At 70.6% G+C, this 24,920-nt stretch carries 17 protein-coding genes and 1 pseudogene; 11 read left to right on the top strand and 7 right to left on the bottom strand.

Annotation, left to right across the window (positions count from 1 at the left end; all coding sequences use genetic code 11):
* The first annotated feature begins 1 nt into the window (after position 1).
* On the top strand, positions 2 to 2,068 hold the full coding sequence (locus ACZ5K7_RS24935) for a trypsin-like serine peptidase (protein ID WP_468916241.1): 2,067 nt from the start codon (positions 2 to 4) through the stop codon (positions 2,066 to 2,068).
* A gap of 16 nt (positions 2,069 to 2,084) precedes the next feature.
* On the opposite strand, the gene ACZ5K7_RS24930 is transcribed toward ACZ5K7_RS24935, so the two are convergent.
* Positions 2,085 to 3,311, bottom strand: a complete 1,227-nt coding sequence (locus ACZ5K7_RS24930; protein WP_468916238.1) for a hypothetical protein — start codon at positions 3,309 to 3,311, stop codon at positions 2,085 to 2,087.
* Between the two features lie 218 nt (positions 3,312 to 3,529).
* A pseudogene (locus ACZ5K7_RS24925) lies at positions 3,530 to 3,817 on the bottom strand (IS256 family transposase); the annotation flags it as partial.
* A gap of 130 nt (positions 3,818 to 3,947) precedes the next feature.
* On the opposite strand from ACZ5K7_RS24925, the gene ACZ5K7_RS24920 reads away from it, so the two are divergent.
* Positions 3,948 to 5,183, top strand: coding sequence for a hypothetical protein (locus tag ACZ5K7_RS24920; RefSeq protein ID WP_468916236.1), 1,236 nt, complete (start codon positions 3,948 to 3,950; stop codon positions 5,181 to 5,183).
* Positions 5,184 to 5,629: 446 nt separating this feature from the next.
* Here ACZ5K7_RS24920 and ACZ5K7_RS24915 read toward each other — a convergent pair whose 3' ends face one another.
* The 4 genes from ACZ5K7_RS24915 to ACZ5K7_RS24900 form a co-directional block, all read right to left on the bottom strand.
* Positions 5,630 to 6,355, bottom strand: a complete 726-nt coding sequence (locus ACZ5K7_RS24915; protein ID WP_468916233.1) for a class I SAM-dependent methyltransferase — start codon at positions 6,353 to 6,355, stop codon at positions 5,630 to 5,632.
* 134 nt (positions 6,356 to 6,489) lie between these two features.
* Entirely contained in the window at positions 6,490 to 8,955 is a 2,466-nt protein-coding gene (locus ACZ5K7_RS24910; protein ID WP_468916231.1) for an ATP-binding SpoIIE family protein phosphatase, read from the bottom strand.
* A 175-nt stretch (positions 8,956 to 9,130) separates the two neighbouring features.
* On the bottom strand, positions 9,131 to 11,518 hold the full coding sequence (locus ACZ5K7_RS24905; RefSeq protein WP_468916229.1) for an MFS transporter: 2,388 nt from the start codon (positions 11,516 to 11,518) through the stop codon (positions 9,131 to 9,133).
* 180 nt (positions 11,519 to 11,698) lie between these two features.
* The gene (locus ACZ5K7_RS24900; RefSeq protein WP_453028093.1) at positions 11,699 to 12,142 is read right to left on the bottom strand and encodes an SRPBCC family protein; all 444 of its coding nucleotides are present in this window, start codon (positions 12,140 to 12,142) and stop codon (positions 11,699 to 11,701) included.
* Between the two features lie 181 nt (positions 12,143 to 12,323).
* On the opposite strand from ACZ5K7_RS24900, the gene ACZ5K7_RS24895 reads away from it, so the two are divergent.
* The 4 genes from ACZ5K7_RS24895 (at position 12,324) to ACZ5K7_RS24880 (ending at position 16,135) form a co-directional block, all read left to right on the top strand.
* On the top strand, positions 12,324 to 13,364 hold the full coding sequence (locus ACZ5K7_RS24895; RefSeq protein ID WP_468916226.1) for an Rv2578c family radical SAM protein: 1,041 nt from the start codon (positions 12,324 to 12,326) through the stop codon (positions 13,362 to 13,364).
* Positions 13,365 to 13,531: 167 nt separating this feature from the next.
* On the top strand, positions 13,532 to 15,100 hold the full coding sequence (locus ACZ5K7_RS24890) for an alpha/beta hydrolase (RefSeq protein WP_468916223.1): 1,569 nt from the start codon (positions 13,532 to 13,534) through the stop codon (positions 15,098 to 15,100).
* A gap of 56 nt (positions 15,101 to 15,156) precedes the next feature.
* Positions 15,157 to 15,555 (top strand): RidA family protein, encoded by a 399-nt coding sequence (locus ACZ5K7_RS24885; RefSeq protein ID WP_351698962.1) that lies wholly within the window; start codon positions 15,157 to 15,159, stop codon positions 15,553 to 15,555.
* Between the two features lie 46 nt (positions 15,556 to 15,601).
* Positions 15,602 to 16,135, top strand: coding sequence for a GNAT family N-acetyltransferase (locus tag ACZ5K7_RS24880; RefSeq protein WP_468916220.1), 534 nt, complete (start codon positions 15,602 to 15,604; stop codon positions 16,133 to 16,135).
* On the opposite strand, the gene ACZ5K7_RS24875 is transcribed toward ACZ5K7_RS24880, so the two are convergent.
* Positions 16,122 to 16,697 carry an adenylosuccinate lyase gene (locus tag ACZ5K7_RS24875; protein ID WP_351698959.1) on the bottom strand — a complete coding sequence of 192 codons (576 nt, stop codon included), beginning with the start codon at positions 16,695 to 16,697 and terminating at the stop codon, positions 16,122 to 16,124. The genes ACZ5K7_RS24880 and ACZ5K7_RS24875 overlap by 14 nt on opposite strands.
* A gap of 387 nt (positions 16,698 to 17,084) precedes the next feature.
* Here ACZ5K7_RS24875 and ACZ5K7_RS24870 point away from each other — a divergent pair, with 387 nt between their 5' ends.
* From ACZ5K7_RS24870 to ACZ5K7_RS24850, 5 genes are all read left to right on the top strand, one after another.
* On the top strand, positions 17,085 to 18,890 hold the full coding sequence (locus ACZ5K7_RS24870; protein WP_468916216.1) for a 3-hydroxyacyl-CoA dehydrogenase family protein: 1,806 nt from the start codon (positions 17,085 to 17,087) through the stop codon (positions 18,888 to 18,890).
* 190 nt (positions 18,891 to 19,080) lie between these two features.
* Positions 19,081 to 19,911: a TetR family transcriptional regulator gene (locus ACZ5K7_RS24865; RefSeq protein ID WP_351698955.1), complete on the top strand. Its 831-nt coding sequence runs from the start codon at positions 19,081 to 19,083 to the stop codon at positions 19,909 to 19,911.
* A gap of 611 nt (positions 19,912 to 20,522) precedes the next feature.
* On the top strand, positions 20,523 to 21,866 hold the full coding sequence (ccrA, locus tag ACZ5K7_RS24860; RefSeq protein ID WP_351698953.1) for a crotonyl-CoA carboxylase/reductase: 1,344 nt from the start codon (positions 20,523 to 20,525) through the stop codon (positions 21,864 to 21,866).
* A gap of 17 nt (positions 21,867 to 21,883) precedes the next feature.
* Positions 21,884 to 23,956, top strand: coding sequence for a protein meaA (locus tag ACZ5K7_RS24855; RefSeq protein WP_351698951.1), 2,073 nt, complete (start codon positions 21,884 to 21,886; stop codon positions 23,954 to 23,956).
* On the top strand, positions 23,953 to 24,918 hold the full coding sequence (locus ACZ5K7_RS24850; protein ID WP_301646633.1) for an HpcH/HpaI aldolase/citrate lyase family protein: 966 nt from the start codon (positions 23,953 to 23,955) through the stop codon (positions 24,916 to 24,918). The genes ACZ5K7_RS24855 and ACZ5K7_RS24850 overlap by 4 nt, the downstream gene beginning before the upstream one ends.
* Positions 24,919 to 24,920: the final 2 nt, after the last annotated feature.

Genomic DNA, 24,920 nt, shown 5'->3' with positions numbered 1-24,920 from the left:
CATGGCAACGACGGACAGGTCCCGGGAGGAACGGGAGCGCCAGGTCACGGCGGCCACCGCGCGGTACGACGAGACCGGCGCCGAGCGGCGGGCGGTCGAGGCGCAACAGGACGCCGGGGTCGCCTTCCCGGATTCGGAGGAGGCACTCGCGGCGCGCGCGGCCCGGCTGCTCGACCGGCAGGCGGTGCCCGCCGCCATGGTGGTGGAGGCCGTCCGGGCGGAACCGCTGGCCCCGACCGCCGCATACGAACGCATCCTCGGGGTGTCCAAGGACCTGCAGGCCTGGAGTTTCCTGCCGCGCGGCGCCCGGGCGGCACGCACCGTCGCCCGGATCTCGGTGCGGGAGAACGGTCGTGAGCTGCCGCTCGGCACCGGCTTCCTGGTGTCGCCGAGCCTGTTGCTGACCAACCATCACGTGCTCACCGACGCGGCGGCCGCCCGGCAGTGCTTCGTGGAGTTCGACGCCCAGGTCACCGTCGACAACACGGCCCAGCCGCCCACGCGGCTGGAACTCGATCCGGACGGGTTCTTCCTGACCGACCAACGCCTCGACTTCGCCCTGGTGCTGGTCGCCCCCGGCCCGGACCAGCGGCCCGCGGGGGAGGCGTTCGGCTGGAACCGGCTCAGCGCACAGCCGGGAAAGCTGGTGATCGGCGAACCGGTCAACGTCATCGGCCATCCGATGGGACGTCTCAAGGAGATCGCCGTCCGCGACAACATGCTCCAGGTACGCCTCGACGACTTCCTCCACTACAAGACGGACACCGAACCGGGCAACTCGGGCTCGCCCGTCTTCAACGACCAGTGGGAGGTCGTCGCGCTCCACCACAGCGGTGTACCCAAGACCGACGGACAGGGCCGCGTCCTGCGCCGTGACGGCCAGGTCTGGCAGCCCGGCGACGGCGACGACGCCATCGACTGGGTCTCCAACGAGGGCGTACGCGTCAGCTCCATCCTGAAACACCTGGCAGCCCTGCCCCTTTCCTCCCGGCAGCGGGAGCTGCTGGCCGAGATGGGCCCGGAGTCGGGACTGCGTCTCGCGGAGGCCGTCGCCGGGCCGGCGACAGCCCCGGCTGCTCCCGTCGCCGGCCCGGCGACGGCTCCGGCTCGCGGTGTCGCGGTGTCGCGTCCGGCCGTCGAGAAAGCCACCGCGCGTGCGGGCGTCCCCGCCCGGGACGGCGCGTTCGGCGGCACACGGCATCTGGTCTTCCTCCACGGTCGCTCCCAGGAAGGCAAGGACCCCGAGAAGCTACGCCGCGAATGGGCGGCCGGACTCAACCAGGGGCTCGTCCGCGCCGGGCTCGCTCCGGTCGACCCGGCGGACGTCTGGTTCCCCTACTACGGCGACCGGTTGGTCCAGGCCCTGACCGCGCATGAAGCCGTCCCCCACCTCACCGAGGCGCCGACCGCCAGGGCGGCGGAGGCGGTCGCACCCGCCACCCCCACCGCCCGCGCGGTGTACGAGGAGATCATCGGCGAGGCGGCCACGAAGTGGGACATGCCGCACGAGAGCCGGCTGGCCACCGAACGGATCGGCCTGGACGACGTGGTCGGGAGCCTGCACAAGCGGCTGGCCTGGCTGGCGGCCAGGAGCGACCTGGATGCCTGGGCCATCGCCCTGGTCTTCCGTGACGTGGCCGCGTACCTCGACGACCGGCGCATCCGGGACGAGGTCCTGGACTGCGTATCGGAGACGATGCCGGACGCCGGGGAAGTGGTGCTCGTCAGCCACAGCCTCGGCACGGTCGTCGGCCTGGATCTCACCACACGGCTGGCCCCCGGAGTGGACCTCGTCCATCTGACCACGGCGGGCAGTCCCCTCGGCCTGGACAGCGTGTACAGCAGGCTGCTCGTGGGCGGGCCGAAGCGTCCGGACATCGTGGCGGACTGGCTCAACGCATGGTGCCCGACCGACGCGGTGGCCATCGGATGCCCGCTGGCCGACGACTGGGCGGACGGCCTGTCCGACCTCGCTGTCGTCAACGCCCGCGACCGGGCGCACAGCATTGTCGAGTACCTCGCCCACCCCGAGGTTGCCCGATCGATCGGCAGCCACCTCGGCGACTGAGTCTGCGCAGGCGGCTTCACGGCTTCGGGGGCTTCAGGCCGTCCGTTTCCGGGTCAGGGGACAGGCGTCCCACGTCCGACAGCGTCTCGCGGGCCCGTTCGTCGACGAAGCGGGTCACGAGCTGCTGGGCAGCGCCGAAAATGACGGCCCAGGCCACTATTTGCGGGCTGGAATCCAGATCGCTCAGACCGGGAACGAACGCACCCCTGATGAGCAGGACTCCTATGAACGCGGTCAGAGCCCCGGTGGGGAATTTCAACAGGGCTGCCGAAAGCGGCAGCATATAAGGACTACTCGTCCCCTGAATCCGGCGTAGAGACGCAATGACCGTGAGAGCCGCACCAGCCAGTCCTGCCGCCTCGGTGACGAGAACGTCGACCCGCTGGGCGTAGTCACTCGGAACGCTTTTCGGGTTCAGGGGAACCTCCCCTGAAGGGCATGCCGCGAACTTCTTCCCCTCAGGAAGGAAGCACATGTTGAGCGAATCGGGACAGTACCAGCCCCAGGCTGCGAGCCCGCACACACCGAGGAGAACGAAGAAGGTCGCCACCCGCAGAATGAGGCTGAGACTGCGAACTCTACTGAATTCGGCGTCCAGCCCGTCGTACGAGGCACTCAGAGCGAGGGCGAGGAGCACGCGGTCCCCCGGCAGCGGTCCTTTCGTCCCCATGCGCTCCGCGACCGCACTCACCTTTATCCGAAGCGGGTCGACCGGGCGAAGATGCTGTTCAACATGGCTCAGCACGTCGGCACTTCGGCCGGGCAGGTCCTCTTCCGCACACAGCATGAGCAGCATCACGTCGGTCGCGCGCACATTGGCCCAGGTCCTCTCGAGCGCTGCGGCCCCGGAGAAGGGGCGGCGCCGCGCGGAGATGGCGTTCCCCGCCTCCTCCAGTTGCCGTGCGATCCCCTCCAGTGTCTCTTCTCGCTGACATTGCTCAGCTGGGTCCTCTACCGCTCGGCACCTCTCACGAGCTGCCTGCTGCTCCAGAAAGAGAACGCGTGCGGCAGCTCGCTCGCGCCAGGCTGTTCTATGAGTCCTGGACAGCTCCTTGGGCAATCGGGGGAGCTGAGCCACGCTCTTTCGCCGGGTCGACTCGCAGGGGTGATCGCACTTCGATTCATCGGGCGGCAGCGTGTGCCTGAGCACGAGCGAAGCGATCCACAGGAGTAGGAAAACAGCGACGCTCCCTCTGGGCTCTCTCGTGCTTTCTGAACCCGCGAAGGCTTTCCCGTTGGTCATCCCGACCTCCAGTAAAGACTCCCCTTCTCAGCGTAGGACGGCCGGCCAACAGGTGCACGTCAAGAACGGCTGCCGGACACCCGACGTCACCGCCGTCCTCGGCTCGTTGGCCGACGGTGGGGAGACGGACGGCGAGTTGTAGATCGGTGTCCTGTACCAGGTGTGGCCCGGCGGGTTCGTCGCGTCCCGCTCCGCCCGCGCGGCCGACGCCCGCACATGGACGAAGTCGCTGCCGGCGAGCCGAGGAACTGCTCCCGCGGCGGGACGAAGTCCCCGGACGACAACCCGTGCAGGTAAAGCAGACGAAGGACCTCGCTGCCCTTGGGCGAATTGCGGCACCACGGCGGCAGGATCTTGGCGGAGAACCGCATCCGCTCGCCGGTTGCCGCATCGACGCGCTTGTCGTTCACCCACGGGGCAGCGACGTCGACCGGTCCCGCGGCGGTGGCCAGGATGCGGGACCGATGGTGGCCGGTGCGGACCGCCAGGCGGTGGCCGGCCTCGTCCGAAGGGTTCGGCGATGGCTGCCCGGCGTGTTTGAGCATGCATGCCTGGCGCCACCGCGCACAGGCAGGCACCCACGCGTAGCGTGGAGATGGTGGGATTTTTCAGATAATTCGGTGGAAGGGGAGTGCGATGACCACCAGATCAACGCATGTCACGCTCAACAACCACGCCACGCTGACAAGAGGATCAGCCCACCAGAACCTGAAGCTCAGGCGTACCGCGATGCACCTCGATCGCGGTGAGTGGACCACGAGTCCGCCCCAACTCATCAGCGACAGCGGGGAATGGGAGTTCCAGACCGACGAACTCGCGGCCGGTGCCGGAGGGCAGGTCATCTACCGGCTGGAGGACCCCGACGGTGCACCCGCGGGTGAAGTACGCGTTCGCTGGGGCAACTCCTCCGCCGGTCCGGACGCCCAGAACGGGGGCGCCACCCCCGCGGCCGTGGTGGAAACCGAGCTCGGCTCCACGGTGCTGCAGATCCAGGACGACGGCGACGCCTCGAACCTGATATTCGAGGTACGCGACGACCTCCGTGAAGTCAGCGAAGAGGAACGCGCCGCCATGGTGGCGGGTGTGCTAGAGGCGATCGACACGCAACGCTTTGCCGCGATCTGGGAGCAGTCCCCGGGATCCACGTTCCACGCAATGCACGGTCTGACGTCCGGGCAGTACCAGCAGAGGTTCAACGACCTCGTCGGCCAGGGCTTCCGGCCGGTGCACGTCAGCGGGTACTCCAGCGGCGGCGTCGACCTGTTCGCAGCGATCTTCGAACAACGCCAGGGACCGGCCTTCCAGGCCCGCCACAACCTGACGTCGAGCCAGTACCAGCAGACCTTCAACGACCTCGTCGGCCAGGGCTTCCGCCCGGTGGACGTCAACGGCTACCTGAGCGCGGGTGGTGGCGATCGGTTCACCGCCATCTTCGAACAACGCCCAGGACCCGCCTTCCAGGCCCGCCACGACCTGACGTCGAGCCAGTACCAGCAGACCTTCAACGACCTCGTCGGCCAGGGCTTCCGCCCGGTGCACGTCAGCGGATACTCCAGCGGCGGCGTCGACCTGTTCGCAGCGATCTTCGAACAACGCCAGGGACCGGCCTTCCAGGCCCGCCACAACCTGACGTCGAGCCAGTACCAGCAGACCTTCAACGACCTCGTCGGCCAGGGCTTCCGCCCGGTGGACGTCAACGGCTACCTGAGCGCGGGTGGTGGCGATCGGTTCACCGCCATCTTCGAACAACGCCCAGGACCCGCCTTCCAGGCCCGCCACGACCTGACGTCGAGCCAGTACCAGCAGACCTTCAACGACCTCGTCGGCCAGGGCTTCCGGCTTCTGTACGTCAGCGGGTACTCCAGCGGCTGAGCGTCCCGGCGACGCTGCCGGCACTGCGCCGTGTCTCATGAGACACGGCGCAGCCTGGAGAAGCCCAGCCATGTCGTGCCCGAGCGCGGCGTCTTGTACCGCAGCGGGAGAAGGATGTTCCAGTCGCGGCACGCCTGGCCTGTTTCCGCGCCCGATCCCCGAACGTGCTCGGGTTCTCCGAGCACGCAGCGGGCTCCGTCTTCATGAGCGAGGCAGCACCGACCCTGACCGACTCGGCACGGCCGTCCGCACCTCGGCCGCGCCTCGGGATGGATGCGTGCCTGGCCGCGACCGCAGCCAACCAGCCCAGCCCTCCGCCCCTCGCCCAACGCGATACCCAGGGGGCGGCCCACCGCCGTGGCGGCGAGCGCACCCGACCGGCCGGCACGGCGGTCCGACCCTCGGCCACGCCATGCCGAGGGGCGGACTCGCGCTGTCCGTGGTGGTCAGTTCGCGCGCCCCGCCACCAGCCACTTCGACGGCAGCACGATCCGCTCGCCGTCCGGGGTGACCTCCGTTGTCGCCAGGGGCAGTTCGCCGCTCGCGAGGACGGTGAGGCCGGCGTTGCGCAGGTACTCGGGTACCGCGTCGTCGGCGACCTCGCCGGGGGCGATGCCATGCCGGAAGACCGGGGCGAGCTTGGGCGGCGGCCCGGACGGGCTCTGGGCGAGGCCGCCGAGGATGGGACCGGCGGTCTCGGAGAGCTCGACGAGGAAGGCCAGGCCGCGAGCGCCGACGAGCGTGGCGACGGAGTCGATCAGCGGCTGCCGGTCGTCGGGTTCGCACTGGTGCAGGACGCCCCGCATATAGACGTTGGCGTCACCGAGTTCGGCGTGCAGGGCCTCGGCCTCGCTCTTCTCGGCCACGTCCAGCTGACGGTAGCGGGCCAGTCCGGCCGGGTCGGCGTGCCGGGCGTGCTCCAGGGCGGCCTCGGCGATGTCGGTGCCGAGCACCCGCGGGAAGCGGCCGGCGAGGAAGCGGGTCTGGGTGCCGTTGCCGCAGCCGAGGTCGACCAGCGGCAGACCGGGGTCGGTGAGGTGGGGCTCGAAGAGGGGGACATGGACGGAGGCGGTCACGCCCGGCTCCGCGTCCCAGAACACCGCCCCCGTCTCGTCAGGCGCCTCGCGCCAGAAGCCCTCCCAGGCGTCCCGGTATCGACTCGTCACGCTCATGCCCAACTCCCCAGGGTGTGACCGCAGAAGGCCGCCGTATGTGACGGGCCAGTACGGTTTACCCTGCGCCGGTTTCGGCCACAAGCGCCCGGCGCGTTCCTTCACCCCACTTTCGACGAACGTGCGCCCCTCGGTCAGCGGCGCCGTGAGGTCAGCTCGAACCAGACGGTCTTTCCGGCGGTCGTACGGCTGGTGCCCCACTCCCGGGCCAGCGTGCTGACCACCCGCAGTCCGCGTCCGGCGGCGGCGTCGGGTTCCGCGCTGAGCAGGGTCGGCAGGGCGTGGTCGTCGTCATCGACCTCGCACAGCAGGGTCTCGCCGCGGATCAGCCGGAGCTGGACCGGACGGCTGTGGGAGTGCCGTAGGGCGTTGGTGACCAGTTCGCTGACCATCAGCTCGGCGGGGTCGGCGAGCCGGGCCAGGCCCCAGTCGTGGAGCTGTTCGCGGACGGCGGCGCGGGCGCGGCGGACCTCGGCGGGGTCGAGGGCGAGCCGCCATTCGGCGACGTCGTCCGGTTCGATGCCGTTGAGGCGGGCCATCAGCAGGGCGACGTCGTCCTTGCGGTCGCCGTGGCCCGCCTTCGAGAAGGTCGCGGCCAGGGCACGGATGATGGTGTCGCAGGCGTCGTCCATGGAGGCGGCCGGGTGGGCGGCGGACTCGCAGAGGGTGGCAAGGCCGACACCGATGTCCTCACCGCGCATCTCGACGAGTCCGTCGGTGCACATCACCAGCCGGTCGCCGGGGTCCACGCGTACCCGCAGCGACTCGAAGGCGACCCCACCGACGCCGATGGGCGCCCCGGTGGGCAGATCGAGGAGTTCGCTGCGGCCGTCGACGGCACGGACCAGCACGGGCGGGATGTGGCCCGCGTTGGCGAGGTGGAGTTCGCTCTCGATCGGGTCGTAGACGGCGTACAGGCAGGTGGCGAGGTAGCCGTCGCCGAGCCGCTGGGCCAGGTCGTCGAGGTTGCGCAGGAGTTGCGCGGGCGGCAGGTCCAGGGCCGCCATGGTCTGGACGGCCGTCCGCAACTGACCCATCATCGCGGCCGAGTTGAGGCCGTGGCCCATGACGTCGCCGACGACCAGGGCGGTGCGGGCGCCGGGGAGTTTCACGGAGTCGAACCAGTCGCCCCCGATGCGTCCGAGCAGGGTGCCCGGCAGATACCGGGTGGCGATGTCGCAGCCCGCCATGCGCGGCGGTATGTGCGGCAGCATGCTGTCCTGGAGGGTCTCGGCGACGCTCTCCTGGAAGGTGTACATGCGCGCGTTGTCGAGCACGAGGCCCGCGCGGGCGGCGAGTTCGGCGCCGGTGACGCGGTCCATGTCGTTGAACATCTCGCGCTCGGGGTGGCGCAGCAGGATCATGAATCCGAGCACGACGTGGCGGGCCTTGAGGGGGACGACCAGCATCGAACGGCCGGTGATCAGGGGCCGGATGTCCCGCTTCTCGAACTGGGAGGCGATGGCGTGGCCCATCTCCACGCTGATGCGCGGCACCAGGACCGGCTCGCCGCTGGTCATGCACTGGAAGAACGGCGTGTGCGCGGGGAACGGCATGGCCTCGCCGACCGGGACGACGTCGTCCCAGCGGCCGGGTTCGTCGGTGTGCTCCAGGGCGACCCGGTGCCACATGGTGGTGGTGTCGGGCACACCGTCCGGGAACCCCTCGCCCGCGACGACCTGTTCGCGCAGGTAGGTGCCGGCGACATCGGTGAAGCGGGGCACGACGGCTCTGCTGACCTCGACGATCGTGCGGGACAGGTCGAGCGAGGTGCCGATCTTCCCGCTGACCTCGTTGAGGAACTCGAGGCGCTCGCGGACGGCCGCGTACTCCAGGTCCTCGCCCTCGTCGTCGGTGAGGTCGGCGGGCACCGGCAGGCCCTCGGCGGCCGCCCGGGCGGCGCGCTGCCGGCGGGCCTTGCGCTCGGTGCGCCGGGCGACGCCCCAGTCGGGGGTGACGGGAACCCGGTCGTTCTGGCTGAACTCCAGGATCGGGTAGCCGAGTTCGAGTACCTGGGCGACGATCCGGGCGCTCTCGTCGACGCTCATGCTGGGCAGGATCTCGGGGAGCCTGCGGGCGAGTTCCTCGGCGCCGGGGAAGTCGGTGTGCAGGGCGAATCCGGGCGCGATGCGCTCGAAGGCCACGTCCTCGGCGCGCTCGGACCGGCGGAGCCGCTCGGCGTCGGCGGCGAGCACCAGCAGCCGCTCCTCGCCCGGGCCGACCAGCGGATAGGCCCACCACAGCACGTCGACGCGGTCGCGGTCCGGCACGGTGAGCCGGGCGCGGCCCGCGGCGGGGAAGTTCAGCCGCCCGTCGAGGGAGGACTCCAGGTCGGGGCCGAGCCCGTCGTAGGCCGCGTAGGCGCCGTACGGGGTGATCTCGTCGTCCTCGGGAAGCGCCCCGGAGACCGGCAGCAGGTCGAGGACGGGGTGGCCGATCGCCTGTTCCCTGGCGGCGCCGAACAGCCGGCGCGCGCCGGAACTCCAGTGGGAGACCTGCCCGTCGCGGCCGACGACGACCACGGCCAGCGGGATCCGGCCTGCCGCGCCCTCCCCGGCACCGAGGCCGGGAGGCGTGTCCCGCTCGCTGCCATGGTCCATGGCCCAGGCCCTCTCTCCCCACGGCTTCGCGAAAGATCTGTGCCGCCCGCCACTACCGTACGGTGGCCGCCGGTTGCGATGTGTGGCATTCCTGGAATTGGTTTCACCGGAGCGCACCGGAGCGCAGGTCCGCGCCCTCGCGCCCGGCCCGGCCGGTTCTCGCGCCCCTGTCCGGTCAGTCCTCGTGCCCCAGTTGGAGATCGCGTTCGGTGCGGCCGCCGCCCGCGACCTGGAGCACGGTGGCGACCGGCGGGTAACCGGCGGCGATGACGGTGTACTCGCCGGAGGACAGGTCGACGAACCGGAACGTTCCGTCGGGACCGGTGGTGAGGGTGTCCACGACGTTCCCGGCGGCGTCGAGCAGGGTCACGCGCGCGTCCTCGACGGGCCGTCCTCCCCCGGCCCGGACGGTGCCCTTCAGTACGGCGCCGCCGGCCAGTTCGACGTCCTGCCGGGTCTCCCGGGAGGCCTGGACGGTGACCGGGAGGGCGGCCGGGCGGAAGGCGGGCGCGCTGCCGGCGAGGGTGTACTCGCCGGCCACCAGCTCGGTGATGACATAGCCGCCCTCGCGTCCGCTGCGGGTGCTGGCGACGACCTCCCCCTGCACGTTGGTGAGCGTGACGGTGGCGTCGCGGACGGGCGTGCCGTCGGCGGTGCGGACGGTGCCCGCGAGGCGTCCGGCGCCGCCGAGGACGACGTCGAGTTCGACGGGCCGCTCGCCGACGGTCACGGTGACCGCCTGCGGCTGGTGGCCGCCGGCGGCGGCGATCAGGACGTACGACCCGGAGCCGGGCGTGGACAGGGCGTACCGTCCGTCGTCGCCGCTGGCGCCCCGGCCGATCTGCCGGCCGACGGCGTCGATGAGGGTGAGTGCGGCGCGGGGCACCACGGTCCCGTCGGGGTGCTGCACCGTGCCGCAGACCGGGATCCCGGCGCCGGTATATGGCGAACGGGCCTGCGGGATCGGGGTGTGCACGGGGGCGGACTCGGTTTCGGCGGTGTGGTGGGACACCAGCGGTTTCTCCTTGAGGAAGCAGGCGATGAGCAGACCGAGGACGAGCAGCGGGACCAGGTAGAGGAAGATCCGTGGCATCGCGTCGGCGTAGGCGCGGATGTAGGCGTCGCGCAGTGCCGGGGGCAGCGCGTGGACGAGCTGCGGGGTGAGGGATTCGGGGTCGGGCAGCCGGGCGCCGGCGTGGGCGGGGAGACGTCGGTGCAGGGCGTCGGCGAGCCGGTCGGCGAACAGGGTGCCGAAGACGGCGGCGCCGACGCTGCCGCCGATCTGCCGGAAGTAGTTGTTGGCGCTGGTGGCGGTGCCGAGGTCGGCGGGCGGTACGGAGTTCTGCACGGCGAGGATGAGCACCGGCATCACCATGCCGATGCCGGCGCCGAGCACGGCCATCCAGACGCTGTACTGCCAGCGCGGGGTGTCGACTTCGAGCCGGGAAAGGAGCCACATGCCGAGCACGGACAGCGCCCCGCCGAGCACCGGGTAGATCCGGTAGTGCCCGGTGTGGCTGATGAGCTGGCCGGCGACGATCGAGGCGCCGACGATCCCGCCCATCATGGGCAGCATCAGCAGCCCGGACTCGGTGGCCGAGGCGCCGTCGACCATCTGCAGGAAGGTCGGCAGATAGCTGGCGGCGCCGAACAGCGCGACGCCGACGACCAGTCCGACGAGTCCGGTCACGTTGAAGACGGAGTCCCGGAACAGCCGCAGCGGGATGAGGGGTTCGGCCGCGCGGTGCTCGGCGAACAGGAACAGCACGCCGGCGGCCACGGCACCGGCCCCGAGCCCGAGGATGACCCGCGAGCCCCACTCGTACTCCGTGCCGCCCCAACTGGTCAGCAGGACGAGGCAGGTGGAGACGGCGGCCAGCAACAGGGTGCCCAGGACGTCGAAACGGGCACGGACCCGGGGCTTCGGCAGCTTCAGCACGGCGGTGACGACGGCCAGCGTGACCACGCCGAAGGGCACGTTGACGTAGAAGCACCAGCGCCAGGAGAGGTGGTCGGTGAAGTATCCGCCGAGCAGCGGCCCGGCGACGGAGGCGAGGCCGAAGGCGGCGCCGATCAGGCCCATGAAGCGGCCGCGCTGCCGGGGCGGCACGATGTCGGCGATGATGGCCTGGACGCCGATCATCAGCCCGCCGGCGCCGACGCCCTGCACCGCGCGGAAGGCGATCAGCTGGTCCATGCTCTGCGCCCGTCCGGCCAGCGCGGAACCGACGACGAAGATCAGGATCGCGAACTGGAAGACGCTCTTGCGGCCGATGAGGTCGCCGAGCTTGCCGTAGACCGGGAGGCCGATGGTGGAGGTGAGCAGGTAGGCGGTGATCGCCCAGGACATCCGGTCCAGGCCGTGCAGCTCGCCGACGATCCTCGGGAGCGCGGTGGCGACGATCATCTGGTCCAGGGCGGCCAGGAGCAGGGCGAGCATCAGCCCGCAGAACACCAACCGGGTGCGGCGCGGCCCGAGTTCGGGGGCCGGGGCGGGTCCGGGCACGGGGGCGTCGGCAGGCGCCGCGGCCGGCTCCTCGTACTGCACCAGAGTCGTCCCCACGTACCGCTCCCCTCGTCGCACCTGCGCACAGTTGCCGCCTTATGTCCCGTAGGGCGACAACTGTGGGCAAGCACGACGAGTTACGGCAGGAGGCCGGCCGGCCCGGAGATCCACTCGAACCGGTGAGGGGGGTCAACGCCCCCTGTTCATCCGGCGGTTACCTACCGCCGTAGGCCGGGACTACTTCTCGACCTCGGTGGCGAGCTTGTCGAGCACCTCGTCGTAGATCCGGCCGAGGCCCTTGGGGGCGAAGGTCTTCTCGAAGAAGCCGCCGATGCCGCCGGCCCCCTGCCAGGTGGTGTGGACCACGACCTTGGAGCCGCCCTCGCCGGCCGGGGTGACGCGCCAGGTGGTGACCATGGAGGAGTTGCGGTCCTTCTCCACCAGTTCGCCGTCGGTGGGCTCGCTGACCTCCAGGAGGCAGTCGCGGACGCGCTTGCTGGTGGCCTGGAGCTTCCAGTGGACCAGGGTGCCCTCGCCGTCGCCGCCCTCGCGCACCTCGTACTCGCTGAAGTGCTGGGGCAGCAGCTTCGCGCGCGTGCCGCTGTAGTCGGCGAGCGCGTCGAACACCGTCTCCGCGTCCGCCGCGACGACCCGCTCCGTAGTGGCCTCGACCTGCGCCATTGACTTCCTCCAGCACCTGAGTTCTCGGGGTTGGTGGCAAGCCAACCACCCCGGCGCCCGGCCGCCCAAATCGGGGTGCCGGAAGCGGTCGGAAACGGTGTCCGCGCGGTCTCCACATATCGTTCGCACGATCATGGGAACAGATGTTCTATTCTGGGGGCAGTGCTACCGAGGAGGCGTCATGCGCTGGGAGAACCTCACCGAGGAGGCCGAACACGGCCGGGCCGGCACCGCGCTGTTCGGCGCGGACGCGGTCACGACCCGCACGTTCGACACGCCTGAGTTCCGGGGAATCACGTTCCACGAGGTGCGGGCCCGGTCGATCATCAACCGGGTGCCGGGCGCCTCGCGGATGCCGTTCGAATGGACGGTGAACCCGTACCGGGGTTGCTCGCACGCGTGCGTCTACTGCTTCGCCCGCAAGACCCACAGCTATCTGGACCTCGACACCGGGATCGGCTTCGACACCCAGATCGTGGTCAAGGTGAACGCCCCCGATCTGCTCCGCCGCCAGCTGGGCTCACGGCGCTGGCTGGGCGACCACATCGCGATGGGCACCAACGTCGACTGCTACCAGCGCGCGGAGGGCCGCTACCGGCTGATGCCGGGGATCATCTCCGCCCTCACCGAGCACGCGAACCCGTTCTCGATCCTCACCAAGGGCACCCTGATCCTGCGCGACCTCGACCTGCTGCGCCGGGCGGCGGACGTCACGGACGTCGGCATCTCGGTCTCGGTCGGCTTCGTCGACGCCGAGCTGTGGCGCACCGTGGAGCCGGGCACCCCGGCCCCCGAGCGCCGCCTGGACGCCGTGCGCGCCCTCGCCGAGGCCGGTATCGGGTGCGGGGTCCTGATGGCGCCCGTGATCCCCTTCCTGGGCGACCACCCGGCCCAACTGCGGGCCACCGTACGGGCGATCGCGGCCGCCGGGGCCACCTCCGTGACCCCCCTGGTGCTGCATCTGCGCCCCGGCGCCCGCGAGTGGTTCATGAGCTGGCTCGCGGCCCACCACCCGCACCTCGTCCGGCGCTACGAGCGGCTCTACGCGGAGGGCGCCTACGCGCCCAAGTGGTACCAGCGCCGGATCACCCGTCAGGTGCACGAGCTGGCCGAGGAGTACGGCATCGGGCCGAACCGCGCCGGCACCCCCCGCCGGATGCCGGTGCCGACGGCCGAGGAGGAGCCCGCGCCGCCGGAGCCGACACAACTCACGCTGCTCTGAGAGCGTTCGCGACCGAGGCGTTCCCGACCGGGAGCGTTCGAGCGCAACCCTCGGCCCAATTGGGTCAATAATCGTCAGAATAGGTTCTTCCGGGTGCTGTTCCCGGGACGATGCGGCGAGGACCGTGACACGTGCGGTCCGCGACACCTCCGTCCTGGGAGGACCCCATGCGAACACGCGCAGCCGTGCTGTGCGCCGCCGCCGCTGTCGTGGCCGGGTCGTTCACCGCCCTGCCCGCGAGCGCCACCGCCCGAACCGCCGTCCAGGCGCCCTCGGTGACCTGGAAGAAGTGCGGCACCACCGACTATCCGACGCTGCAGTGCGGCACCGTCAAGGCGCCCCTCGACCACCGGAACCCGGGCGGGAAGCAGATCACGCTCGCCCTCTCCCGCGTCCCGCACACCGCGTCCACGTACCAGGGCCCACTGCTGGTCAACCCCGGCGGCCCCGGCGGCAGCGGGCTGAACCTCGCGGGCTTCGTCGCCTCCACGCTGCCGAAGAAGGTGGCGGCCCAGTACGACGTCATCGGCTTCGACCCGCGCGGCGTGGGCAGGAGCAGCCCGGCGATCGACTGCGCGCCGGACTACTTCGCCCCCGTGCGCCCCGATTCGGTACCGGCCACGCCCGCCCTGGAACAGGCGAACCTCAAGCGCGTGCAGTCCTTCGCGGCGGCCTGCGGCAAGAAGTACGCGAGCCTGCTGCCGTACCTCGACACGGTCAGCGCCGCACAGGACCTGGACTCCGTCCGCCAGGCCCTCGGCGCCGACCGCATCAGCTACTTCGGCTACTCGTACGGCACCTACCTGGGCGCCGTGTACGCGAAGCTGCACCCGGAGCGGATCCACCGCCTGGTCCTGGACTCGATCGTGGACCCGACGGGTGTCTGGTACGACGACAACCTGAGCCAGGACTACGCGTTCAACGACCGCCACCGCGCCCTGATGGCGTGGATCGCGAAGTACGACTCCACCTACAGGCTCGGCACCGACCCGAAGCAGGTCGAGGCCAGGTGGTACGCCATGCGGGCGGCGCTGGCGAAGAAACCGGCGGGCGGCAAGGTGGGCGCCGCCGAACTGGAGGACACCTTCATCCCGGGCGGCTACTACAACGGCTACTGGCCCTACCTGGCGGAGGCGTTCTCGGCCTACGTCAACGGCAAGAAGACGGCGGCGCTGGTCGAGGCGTACCAGAACTTCGCGGCCGTCGACGCCTCGGGCGAGAACGGTTACAGCGTCTACGCGGCCGTCCAGTGCCGGGACGTCTCCTGGCCGCGGGACTGGAACCAGTGGCGCAAGGACAACTGGGCGGCCTACGAGAAGGCACCGTTCATGGTCTGGAACAACGCCTGGTACAACGCGGCGTGCACCTCCTGGCCGACGTCCGCGCTGAAGCCGCCGACCATCGCCAACGACAAGCTCCCGCCGACCCTTCTCTTCCAGGCCACGGACGACGCGGCCACGCCCTACCAGGGCGGCGTCACGGCCCACCGGCTGCTGGCCGGCTCCAGCCTGGTCGTCGAACAGGGCGGCGGCAACCACGGCATCACGCTGAGCGGCAACACCTGCCTGGACGACCACCTCGCGGCCTATCTGTCCGACGGCAGGGTCCCGCACGGCGACGGCACCGCCGACGCGGTCTGCCGGAAGACCCCGGACCCGAAGCCCCTGAGCACGAAGGCGGCGTCGACGTCGTCCCGCGGCTCGACCCTGCACGGTCTGCTGGGCTTCCGCGGCTGAACCGGTCCTGACGAGCCGTCGGGGGCGTTGTCGGACCCATGGTCCACCATGGACGCATGACTGACCCGACCCGCGTCATCGCCCCCGACGGCGTCGCCCCGGCCACCCAGTACAGCCATGTGGTGGCGGCCACCGGCCGGTTCGTCGCCGTCTCCGGCCAGCTGCCGCTGGACGAGGAGGGCAGGCTCGTCGGCGAGGGTGACCCGGCCGCCCAGGCCCGCCAGGTCTTCGAGAACCTGCGCCGCTGCCTGGCAGCGGCCGGCGCCGGCTTCGAGGACGTCGTCAAGCTCACCTACTTCGTCACGGACATGGCCCACATGCCGGCCGTCCGCGAAGCGCGCGCCGCCCACATACCCGACGACCGCCTCCCGGCGTCGTCCGCGATCCAGGTCGCCGCACTCGTCGCGCCCCAGTTCCTGATGGAGATCGAGGCCTTCGCGGTGGTGTCCGGCTGAGCGAAATACCGGGCGGCCGCAGCAGTCCGCTTCCTAAGGTGCCGTCATGACCGACGACTCCCTCCGCATCCGACCGATGGCCCTCGACGACTGCGACCGTGTCTCGGAGATACGCGTCCGGGGCTGGCAGTACGCCTACCGGGGGCTCATGCCGCAGCCGTTCCTGGACGGGCTCAGTGTCGAACGGGACGCCGAGCGCCGGCGGGCCCGCTTCCGGGACGGCGAGGACGGGGTGACGGACCTGGTCGCCGAGCGTGGCGGCGAGATAGTCGGCTGGGCGGCGCACGGGCCGTACCGGGACGGGGAAGTACGCACCGGGGACGCCGAGTTGTACGCGATCTACCTCGACCCGGCCCATGTCGGCACCGGGGCCGGGCGGCGGCTGCTGGAGACGGTGCTCAAGCAGTGCGCCCGGTACACGCGCGTGTACCTGTGGGTACTGAAGGGGAACGCGCACGCCCGGCGGTTCTACGAGACGGCGGGCTTCCGGCCCGACGGCAGCGAGGAGCCGTACGAGGTCGACGGGGTGCCCGTGCCCGAGGTGCGGTACGTCAGGGACCGCGACCTCACCTCTGCCTAGGGATGTGGGACAGGGCCTGGACCGCGGCCTCGGCGAGGGTGGGGTGGGCCAGCGCCTCGCTCAGGACGCGACGGGCGCGGGTGTCGCCCAGGGTGCCGAGGCCCTCCACACAGGCGAGGGCCACCTTGCGGTAGGGGTCGTGGGGGCGCAGCCGGCGCTCCAGGGTGGTGATGAGGGCCGGCACGGACTCCGGGGCGCGGAGCACGACCAGGAGACGGACCGGGTGCAGGGCGTAGGCGACCCGGAGTTCGTTGGTGGCGAGGGCGGCGGCCGCACGGGCGGTGCGCGGGTCCCGCAGGCGGGCGAGGGCGTGCGCGGCGGAGGCGCAGCGGGGTGGGTCACGGTGGTTCAGGAGGAGGACCAGGGTTTCGAAGGCGCGCCGGTCGCCGGCCGTCCCCAGGCGGTACGCCGCCAACTCCCTGGCCCACAGGGGCTGTCCGGCGGCGGTGAGCACCTCCGCCAACTCCTCGTGGTCCTCGGTGGCCAGGAGCCGGTCGTAGGCGGCCGTTCCCTGCGACTCCTGGCGCAGACGCTCCGTGAGTGATCGCAACTCTTCGTCCACGAAGCCCAGCGTAGAGGGGTTGCGGGAGCCGAGGGACGTACATCACAAAGTCGGGGGGCTGGCGCGCTCGTTACCCGCCGGTTAAGCTCAATCGAGCGAGTCACCCACTCGCACCAACGCTCATTCCGGTTTGGTGACGCAGCCGTCGTGAGCATCAGGTTCGGTACCTCGTACCGTACGCACGACTCGGCTCCGGGACAGGGCCGGTCGGGATCAGCCGCTCCCAGGCGTGTGCGCGCCTGTGGTGACGGCACCGGGCGTGTGCGCCAGCAGCCCGGCAACACCCGCATTCACGCAGCTCTCACGCAGCTCTTTCCGCACCCGGTGCGCCTCTTCGGCGCACCCGGGGGCGTTTCCAGTCGTCACCCTCATTCCTGGAGTCCCGCGATGGCCACTCCCCAGTCCGACCCCTCCCTGTCCCCGCTCAGGACCGTCGCCGTCGTCGGCCTCGGCACCATGGGCACCGGTATCACCGAGGTTCTCGCCAAGGCCGGCCGCGAGGTGATCGGCATCGACGTCAGCGAGGCCCAGGCCGCCGGCTCCCTCGCCGCCCTGGAGGCCTCCACGGCCCGTGCCGTGGCCCGCGGCAGGCTGACCGAGCAGGAGCGCGCCGACGTCCTCGCCCGGGTCCGCACCGGCACCGACCTCACGGCCGCGGCCGACGCCGACCTCGTCATCGAGGTGGTTCCGGAGTCGTACGACATCAAGCACCAGATCTTCCGCGAGCTGGACGGCATCGTCCGCCACGAGACGATCCTGGCCACCGGTACCAACGCGCTCTCCGTGACCCGGCTGGCCGCCGACTCGGCGCGTCCCGAGCGCGTCCTCGGCCTGCACTTCTTCAACCCGGCCCCGGCGATGAAGCTGGTCGAGGTCGTCTCCTCGGTGCTCACCGCGCCGAGCGCGGTCGCCGCGGTCACCGACCTCGCGCTGGAACTGGGCAAGGAGCCGGTCGCGGTCGGCGACCGCCCCGGGTTCGTCGCGGACGGGCTGCTGTTCGGCTACCTCAACCAGGCCGCCGCGATGTACGAGGCGAAGTACGCCTCCCGCGAGGACATCGACGCGGCCATGCGGCTCGGCTGCGGCCTGCCGATGGGCCCGCTCGCCCTGCTCGACCTGATCGGCATCGACACCGCGCGTACCGTCCTGGAGGCCATGTACGCCGAGTCCCGCGACCGGCTGCACGCCCCGGCCCCCGTCCTCAAGCAGCTCAGCGAGGCGGGCCTGACCGGCCGCAAGTCCGGGCGCGGCTTCTACACCTACGAGGCCCCGGGCAGCGCCACGGTCGTCCGGGACGCGCTGACCCCGCTGGACGGCGCCGCCCTCACCCAGGGCCGCACGGTCCGCTCGGTCGGTGTGGCCGGCTCCGGCACGATGGCCTCCGGTATCGCCGAGGTCTTCGCCAAGGCCGGCTACCAGGTCGTCCTCGCCGCCCGCAGCGAGGACAAGGCCCAGGCGGCGAAGGCCAGGATCGGCAAGTCCCTGGACCGCTCCGTCGGCAAGGGCCGGATGACCGCCGAGGCCGCCGCGGGGACTCTGGACCTGATCACCGCGGCGGGTTCGTACGACGCCTTCGCCGACGTCGACCTGGCCGTCGAGGCGGTCGCCGAGGACCTGGAGATCAAGCAGCAGCTGTTCGCGACGCTGGACAAGGTCTGCAAGCCCGGCGCGGTCCTGGCCACCACGACCTCCTCGCTGCCGGTCGTGGCCTGCGCCCGGGCCACCTCGCGTCCCCAGGACGTGATCGGCATGCACTTCTTCAACCCGGCGCCGGCCATGAAACTGGTCGAGGTCGTCCGTACCGTGCTGACTGCCGAGGACGTCCACGCGACCGTCCGCGAGGTCTGCGCGAACATCCGGAAGCACGCCGTCGACTGCGGTGACCGGGCCGGGTTCATCGTGAACGCGCTGCTGTTCCCGTACCTCAACAACGCGATCAAGATGGTCGAGGAGCACTACGCCTCGCTGGACGACATCGACGCGGCGATGAAGCTCGGCGGCGGCTACCCGATGGGCCCGTTCGAGCTGCTGGACGTGGTCGGTCTGGACGTCTCGCTCGCGATCGAAAAGGTCCTGCACCGGGAGTTCCGCGACCCCGGCCTCGCGCCCTCGCCACTCCTTGAGCATCTGGTGGCCGCGGGCTGCCTCGGCCGCAAGACCGGCCGTGGCTTCCGCGAATATGCCCGCCGCTGAGGGCCACGGCGACCGGTTCCGGGACGAGCGGGAGTGGGGCGGGCTGCTCGACCCGGGCGGCCCGCCCCCACCCACCCGGCACAGCCCTCCCCCGCCCACCCGGCACAGCCCTCCCCCGCCCTCCCGGCCCGGCGGCCCCCCGTCTCTCACAGCCGGGGGAAACCCCGGACATGCCCATCAAGCTGCGCACATGCAGTACGTTCGGGTCATGCCCCAGCCCGCCAGGTCCTCACGTACACCAGCCACGCCCGACGCGCCGGAAAGTGCCGCAGGCAGTCGCGCGGCCGCCCAGCGGCTCAAGATGCGCCGAGAACTGGCGGCCGCCGCGATGGAGCTGTTCGCGACCAAGGGCTACGAGGCGACCACCGTCGACGAGATCGCGGCCGCGGCCGGGGTCGCCCGCCGCACCTTCTTCCGCCACTTCCGCTCCAAGGAAGAGGCGATCTTCCCGGACCACGACGACACGCTGATCCGCGCGGAGGCCGTGCTCAACGCGGCCCCGGCCCACGAGCACCCGCTCGACACGGTGTGCCGTGGCATCAAGGAAGTCATGAAGATGTACGCGGCCCGGCCGGACATCTCGGTCGCCCGCTACAAGCTCACCCGCGAGGTGCCCACCCTCCGCGAGGCCGAGATCGCCTCCGTGGCCCGCTACGAGCGCCTCTTCACCCGCTACCTCCTCGGCCACTTCGACGAGCACGCGCACGCGGACGACGCGAACGACGACCCACTGCTGGCCGAGGTCGCCGCGTCGGCGGTGGTCACCGCCCACAACCACGTGCTGCGGCGCTGGCTGCGGGCCGGCGGGCAGGGCGACGTGGAGGCGCAGCTGGACCACGCCTTCTCGATCGTACGGAAGACGTTCGGGACGGGGATCGGAGCGGGACGGGAGACCCCGCCCCGGTCCGCCGCGCCGGCCACCGTGGCCTCGCAGGGAGAGGTACTGGTGACGGTGGCCAGGACCGACGCCCCGCTCGACGAGGTGATGCGCACCATCGAACAGGCGCTGAAGGAGCGTTGAGCGCCTGAGGGGGTGCCACGACGCGCCCCACCGGCGGCTGCGGCATCGTCGTGGCTCGCCGTAGCCGCGGCGGAGCCGCGGATCGACACAGCCCCGCGCCCCTCTCTGGGCGCGTCCACGCCTGGTCGGTGAGAATCCCGCCGCCACGTCACGGGGAGGCGTTCCCCGTCACTCGATCGGCCCTGAGGGCCGGTTCCGGCTGCCGCACGCGATGGCACTGCGTGCCGGGTCACCGCTCGGACCGGACTGCCGAGCCGCTCTGACATCCGGACGACCTCCGCAAGTCGGGACACCGTACCCTACCGGCCGGTAGCTTTGATCGATCATCGCTCATTTGTTACGTAAAGATTTCATCTGAGAGCAAGTTCTGGCACTCAGTGCCTTGCCACCTGACACGCGGTGTCATACGTTGATGGGTGTCCGGCCTGTCCCGGCGAGCCCACCAGCCCGCCCGCCGGACGCCTGCGTCACAGGCAACCTCCCGCGCCACAAAGCGCTGCCGAAGCACCACCCACGCCGAACCGACGGCACCTTCCCAAAACCCTCAGCAGCACCCGACGTACCCCTCAGCGCCCCTTCCCTCAGGGGCGTACACCGCCGGAGGCAACACCGTGACCACTCAGGCCATTCTCGACGCGATCCAGTCGCCGGACTCGACGCCGGCCGACTTCGCCGCCCTGCCCCTCCCGGAGTCGTACCGGGCGATCACCGTGCACAAGGACGAGACGGAGATGTTCGCGGGCCTGGAGACCCGCGACAAGGACCCGCGCAAGTCCACCCACCTCGACGAGGTGGCCCTGCCCGAGCTGGGCCCGGGCGAGGCCCTGGTGGCCGTCATGGCATCGAGCGTCAACTACAACTCGGTCTGGACCTCGATCTTCGAGCCGCTGTCGACCTTCGGGTTCCTAGAGCGCTACGGCAGGCTCTCCGAGCTGACCAAGCGGCACGACCTGCCGTACCACATCATCGGCTCCGACCTCGCGGGCGTGGTCCTGCGCACCGGCCCGGGCGTCAACGCCTGGAAGCCCGGTGACGAGGTCGTCGCGCACTGCCTGAGCGTGGAGCTGGAGTCGTCCGACGGCCACAACGACACCATGCTCGACCCCGAGCAGCGCATCTGGGGCTTCGAGACCAACTTCGGCGGCCTCGCCGAGATCGCCCTGGTCAAGTCCAACCAGCTGATGCCGAAGCCGAACCACCTGAGCTGGGAGGAGGCCGCCGCCCCGGGGCTGGTCAACTCCACCGCCTACCGGCAGCTGGTCTCCCGCAACGGCGCCGGCATGAAGCAGGGCGACAACGTGCTGATCTGGGGCGCGAGTGGCGGACTCGGCTCCTACGCCACCCAGTTCGCGCTGGCCGGCGGGGCCAACCCGATCTGTGTGGTGAGCAGCCCCCAGAAGGCGGAGATCTGCCGGTCCATGGGCGCCGAGGCGATCATCGACCGCAACGCCGAGGACTACAAGTTCTGGAAGAACGAGCACGAGCAGGACCCGAAGGAGTGGAAGCGCTTCGGCAAGCGCATCCGTGAGCTGACCGGTGGCGAGGACGTCGACATCGTCTTCGAGCACCCGGGCCGCGAGACCTTCGGCGCCTCCGTCTACGTCACCCGCAAGGGCGGCACGATCGTCACCTGCGCCTCGACCTCGGGCTACAACCACGAATACGACAACCGCTACCTGTGGATGTCACTGAAGCGGATCATCGGCTCGCACTTCGCCAACTACCGCGAGGCCTGGGAGGCCAACCGGCTGATCGCGAAGGGCAAGATCCACCCCACGCTGTCGAAGGTCTACTCCCTGGAGGAGACCGGCCAGGCCGCCTACGACGTGCACCGCAACCTCCACCAGGGCAAGGTCGGCGTCCTCTGCCTCGCCCCCGAGGAGGGCCTGGGCGTGCGCGACGAGGAGATGCGCGCCAAGCACCTCGACGCCATCAACCGCTTCCGCAACATCTGAGACACCCGAGGTCATAGATGACTGAGCGTCAGATCGCCGACGGCGGGCGGGATTCCGTGCCGCAGGCGCCGAGGGAGAAGGACCGGCCGTGGCTCATGCGCACGTACGCCGGGCACTCCACGGCCGAGGCGTCCAACGAGCTGTACCGGCGCAACCTCGACAAGGGCCAGACCGGCCTGTCGGTGGCGTTCGACCTGCCGACGCAGACCGGCTACGACCCCGACCACATCCTCGCCCGCGGCGAGGTCGGTCGGGTGGGCGTACCCGTCTCGCACCTCGGTGACATGCGCCGGCTCTTCCAGGACATCCCCCTGGAGCAGATGAACACCTCGATGACGATCAACGCCACCGCCATGTGGCTGCTGGCGCTCTACCAGGTGGTCGCCGAGGAGCAGGGCGCGGACATCACCCAGCTCCAGGGCACGACCCAGAACGACATCGTCAAGGAGTACCTGTCCCGGGGGACGCATGTCTTCCCGCCGGGACCCTCGCTCCGGCTGACGACGGACATGATCGCGTACACGGTCTCCCACATGCCGAAGTGGAACCCGATCAACATCTGCAGCTACCACCTGCAGGAGGCGGGCGCCACCCCGGTCCAGGAGATCGCGTACGCGATGTCCACGGCCGTCGCCGTCCTCGACGCCGTCCGTGACTCCGGCCAGGTGCCGCAGGAGCGCATGGGCGATGTCGTCGCCCGCATCTCGTTCTTCGTGAACGCGGGCGTCCGGTTCGTCGAGGAGATGTGCAAGATGCGGGCGTTCGGCCGCATCTGGGACAAGGTCACCCGCGAGCGGTACGGCATCGAGAACCCCAAGCAGCGGCGCTTCCGGTACGGCGTCCAGGTCAACTCGCTGGGCCTGACCGAGGCGCAGCCGGAGAACAACGTCCAGCGGATCGTCCTCGAGATGCTCGCCGTGACGCTGTCGAAGGACGCCCGCGCGCGTGCCGTGCAGCTGCCCGCCTGGAACGAGGCGCTCGGCCTGCCCCGGCCCTGGGACCAGCAGTGGTCGCTGCGCATCCAGCAGGTGCTCGCCCATGAGAGCGACCTGCTGGAGTACGAGGACATCTTCGAGGGCTCGCACGTCATCGAGGCGAAGGTCGCGCAGCTGGTCGAGGAGTCCCTCGCCGAGATGGACCGGATCCAGGAGATGGGCGGCGCGATGGCCGCCGTCGAGTCCGGCTATCTCAAGTCCCAGCTGGTCTCCTCGCACGCGGAGCGCCGGGGCCGGATCGAGTCCGGGCGGGAGAAGATCGTCGGCGTCAACATCTTCGAGACGACCGAGCCCAACCCGCTCACCGCCGACCTGGACACCGCGATCCAGACGGTCGATCCGGCGGTCGAGGCCCGGGTGGTGGCGGCGATCGGCCGCTGGCGCGACACGCGCTACCAGCCGCCGTTCAACCACCCGCGGCCCTGCAAGGCGCTGGACCGGCTGAAGGAGGCCGCCAAGGGCACCGGCAACCTCATGGAGGCCACCCTGGAGTGCGCCCGCGCCGGCGTCACGACCGGCGAGTGGGCGGGCGCGCTGCGGGAGGTGTTCGGCGAGTTCCGGGCGCCGACCGGGGTCTCCTCGGCTCCCGTCGCGGTCCCCGTCGAGGCGGGCTCGGCGCTGGCCGAGGTGCGGGCGAAGGTGGACGCCACCGCCCGTGACCTGGGCAGCGGCAAGCTGAGGTTCCTCGTGGGCAAGCCGGGTCTCGACGGGCACTCCAACGGCGCCGAGCAGATCGCCGTACGGGCCAGGGACGCCGGCTTCGAAGTGGTGTACCAGGGCATCCGGCTGACGCCCGAACAGATCGTGGACGCGGCCCTCGCCGAGGACGTGCACGCGGTCGGCCTGTCGATCCTGTCCGGCTCGCACGCCCAGCTGGTCCCGGACGTCCTGGAACGACTCCGTGTGGCCGGTGCCACAGATATACCCGTCATCGCCGGTGGCATCATCCCGAATGGTGACGCCGAGCAGCTCAGGGAAGCCGGAGTGGCCGCGGTCTTCACCCCGAAGGACTTCGACATCACCGGAATCATCGGCCGCATCGTCGACGAGATCCGGAAAGCGAACAAGCTCGACCCCCTGGAGGTCCCCGCATGACCACGCCCGTCAACCGGCTCCGCCCGCGGCGCTCCTGCCTGGCCGTGCCCGGCTCGAACCCCCGCTTCCTGGAGAAGGCCCAGGGTCTCCCGGCGGACCAGGTCTTCCTCGACCTGGAGGACGCGTGCGCGCCGCTCGCCAAGCCCGGGGCGCGGCACACCATCGTCAAGTTCCTCAACGAGGGCGACTGGACCGGCAAGACGCGCGTGGTGCGGGTCAACGACTGGACGACCGAGTGGACGTACCGTGACGTCGTGACCGTGGTCGAGGGCGCCGGGCAGAACCTCGACTGCATCATGCTGCCGAAGGTCCAGACGGCCCAGCAGGTCGTCGCACTGGACCTGCTGCTGACCCAGATCGAGAAGACCATGGGCTTCGAGGTCGGCAAGATCGGCATCGAGGCGCAGATCGAGAACGCGCAGGGCCTCAACAACGTCAACGAGATCGCCACCGCGTCCCAGCGTGTCGAGACCATCATCTTCGGCCCGGCCGACTTCATGGCGTCCATCAACATGAAGTCGCTGGTGGTGGGCGAGCAGCCGCCCGGCTACCCGGCGGACGCCTACCACTACATCCTGATGAAGATCCTGATGGCCGCCCGCGCCAACAACCTCCAGGCGATCGACGGCCCCTACCTGCAGATCCGCAACATCGACGGCTACCGCGAGGTCGCCCAGCGCGCCGCCGCGCTCGGCTTCGACGGCAAGTGGGTGCTGCACCCGGGCCAGGTCGAGGCGTCCAACGAGATCTTCTCGCCGTCCCAGGAGGACTACGACCACGCCGAGCTGATCCTGGACGCGTACGACTACTACACGTCCGAGGCGGGCGGCAAGAAGGGCTCCGCGATGCTCGGCGACGAGATGATCGACGAGGCCAGCCGCAAGATGGCCCTGGTCATCTCCGGCAAGGGCCGGGCCGCCGGCATGCAGCGCACGTCGAAGTTCGAGATCCCGGAGGCCTAGGC

Source organism: Streptomyces sp. NPDC031497, assembly GCF_055580905.1.
Note: the sequence above shows the minus strand (reverse complement) of the source record. Positions and strands in the feature narration are given on the sequence as shown.

Excerpts from the sequence above, each read along its gene's own strand:
- ACZ5K7_RS24850 (WP_301646633.1), top strand. The coding sequence starts at position 23,953 with ATGACCACGCCCGTCAACCGGCTCCGCCCGCGGCGCTCCTGCCTGGCC.
- ACZ5K7_RS24920 (WP_468916236.1), top strand. The coding sequence starts at position 3,948 with ATGACCACCAGATCAACGCATGTCACGCTCAACAACCACGCCACGCTG.
- ACZ5K7_RS24900 (WP_453028093.1), bottom strand. The coding sequence starts at position 12,142 with ATGGCGCAGGTCGAGGCCACTACGGAGCGGGTCGTCGCGGCGGACGCG.
- ACZ5K7_RS24890 (WP_468916223.1), top strand. The coding sequence starts at position 13,532 with ATGCGAACACGCGCAGCCGTGCTGTGCGCCGCCGCCGCTGTCGTGGCC.
- ACZ5K7_RS24855 (WP_351698951.1), top strand. The coding sequence starts at position 21,884 with ATGACTGAGCGTCAGATCGCCGACGGCGGGCGGGATTCCGTGCCGCAG.
- ACZ5K7_RS24915 (WP_468916233.1), bottom strand. The coding sequence starts at position 6,355 with ATGAGCGTGACGAGTCGATACCGGGACGCCTGGGAGGGCTTCTGGCGC.
- ACZ5K7_RS24880 (WP_468916220.1), top strand. The coding sequence starts at position 15,602 with ATGACCGACGACTCCCTCCGCATCCGACCGATGGCCCTCGACGACTGC.
- ACZ5K7_RS24885 (WP_351698962.1), top strand. The coding sequence starts at position 15,157 with ATGACTGACCCGACCCGCGTCATCGCCCCCGACGGCGTCGCCCCGGCC.
- ACZ5K7_RS24865 (WP_351698955.1), top strand. The coding sequence starts at position 19,081 with ATGCAGTACGTTCGGGTCATGCCCCAGCCCGCCAGGTCCTCACGTACA.
- ACZ5K7_RS24935 (WP_468916241.1), top strand. The coding sequence starts at position 2 with ATGGCAACGACGGACAGGTCCCGGGAGGAACGGGAGCGCCAGGTCACG.
- ACZ5K7_RS24930 (WP_468916238.1), bottom strand. The coding sequence starts at position 3,311 with ATGACCAACGGGAAAGCCTTCGCGGGTTCAGAAAGCACGAGAGAGCCC.
- ACZ5K7_RS24870 (WP_468916216.1), top strand. The coding sequence starts at position 17,085 with ATGGCCACTCCCCAGTCCGACCCCTCCCTGTCCCCGCTCAGGACCGTC.
- ACZ5K7_RS24910 (WP_468916231.1), bottom strand. The coding sequence starts at position 8,955 with ATGGACCATGGCAGCGAGCGGGACACGCCTCCCGGCCTCGGTGCCGGG.
- ACZ5K7_RS24895 (WP_468916226.1), top strand. The coding sequence starts at position 12,324 with ATGCGCTGGGAGAACCTCACCGAGGAGGCCGAACACGGCCGGGCCGGC.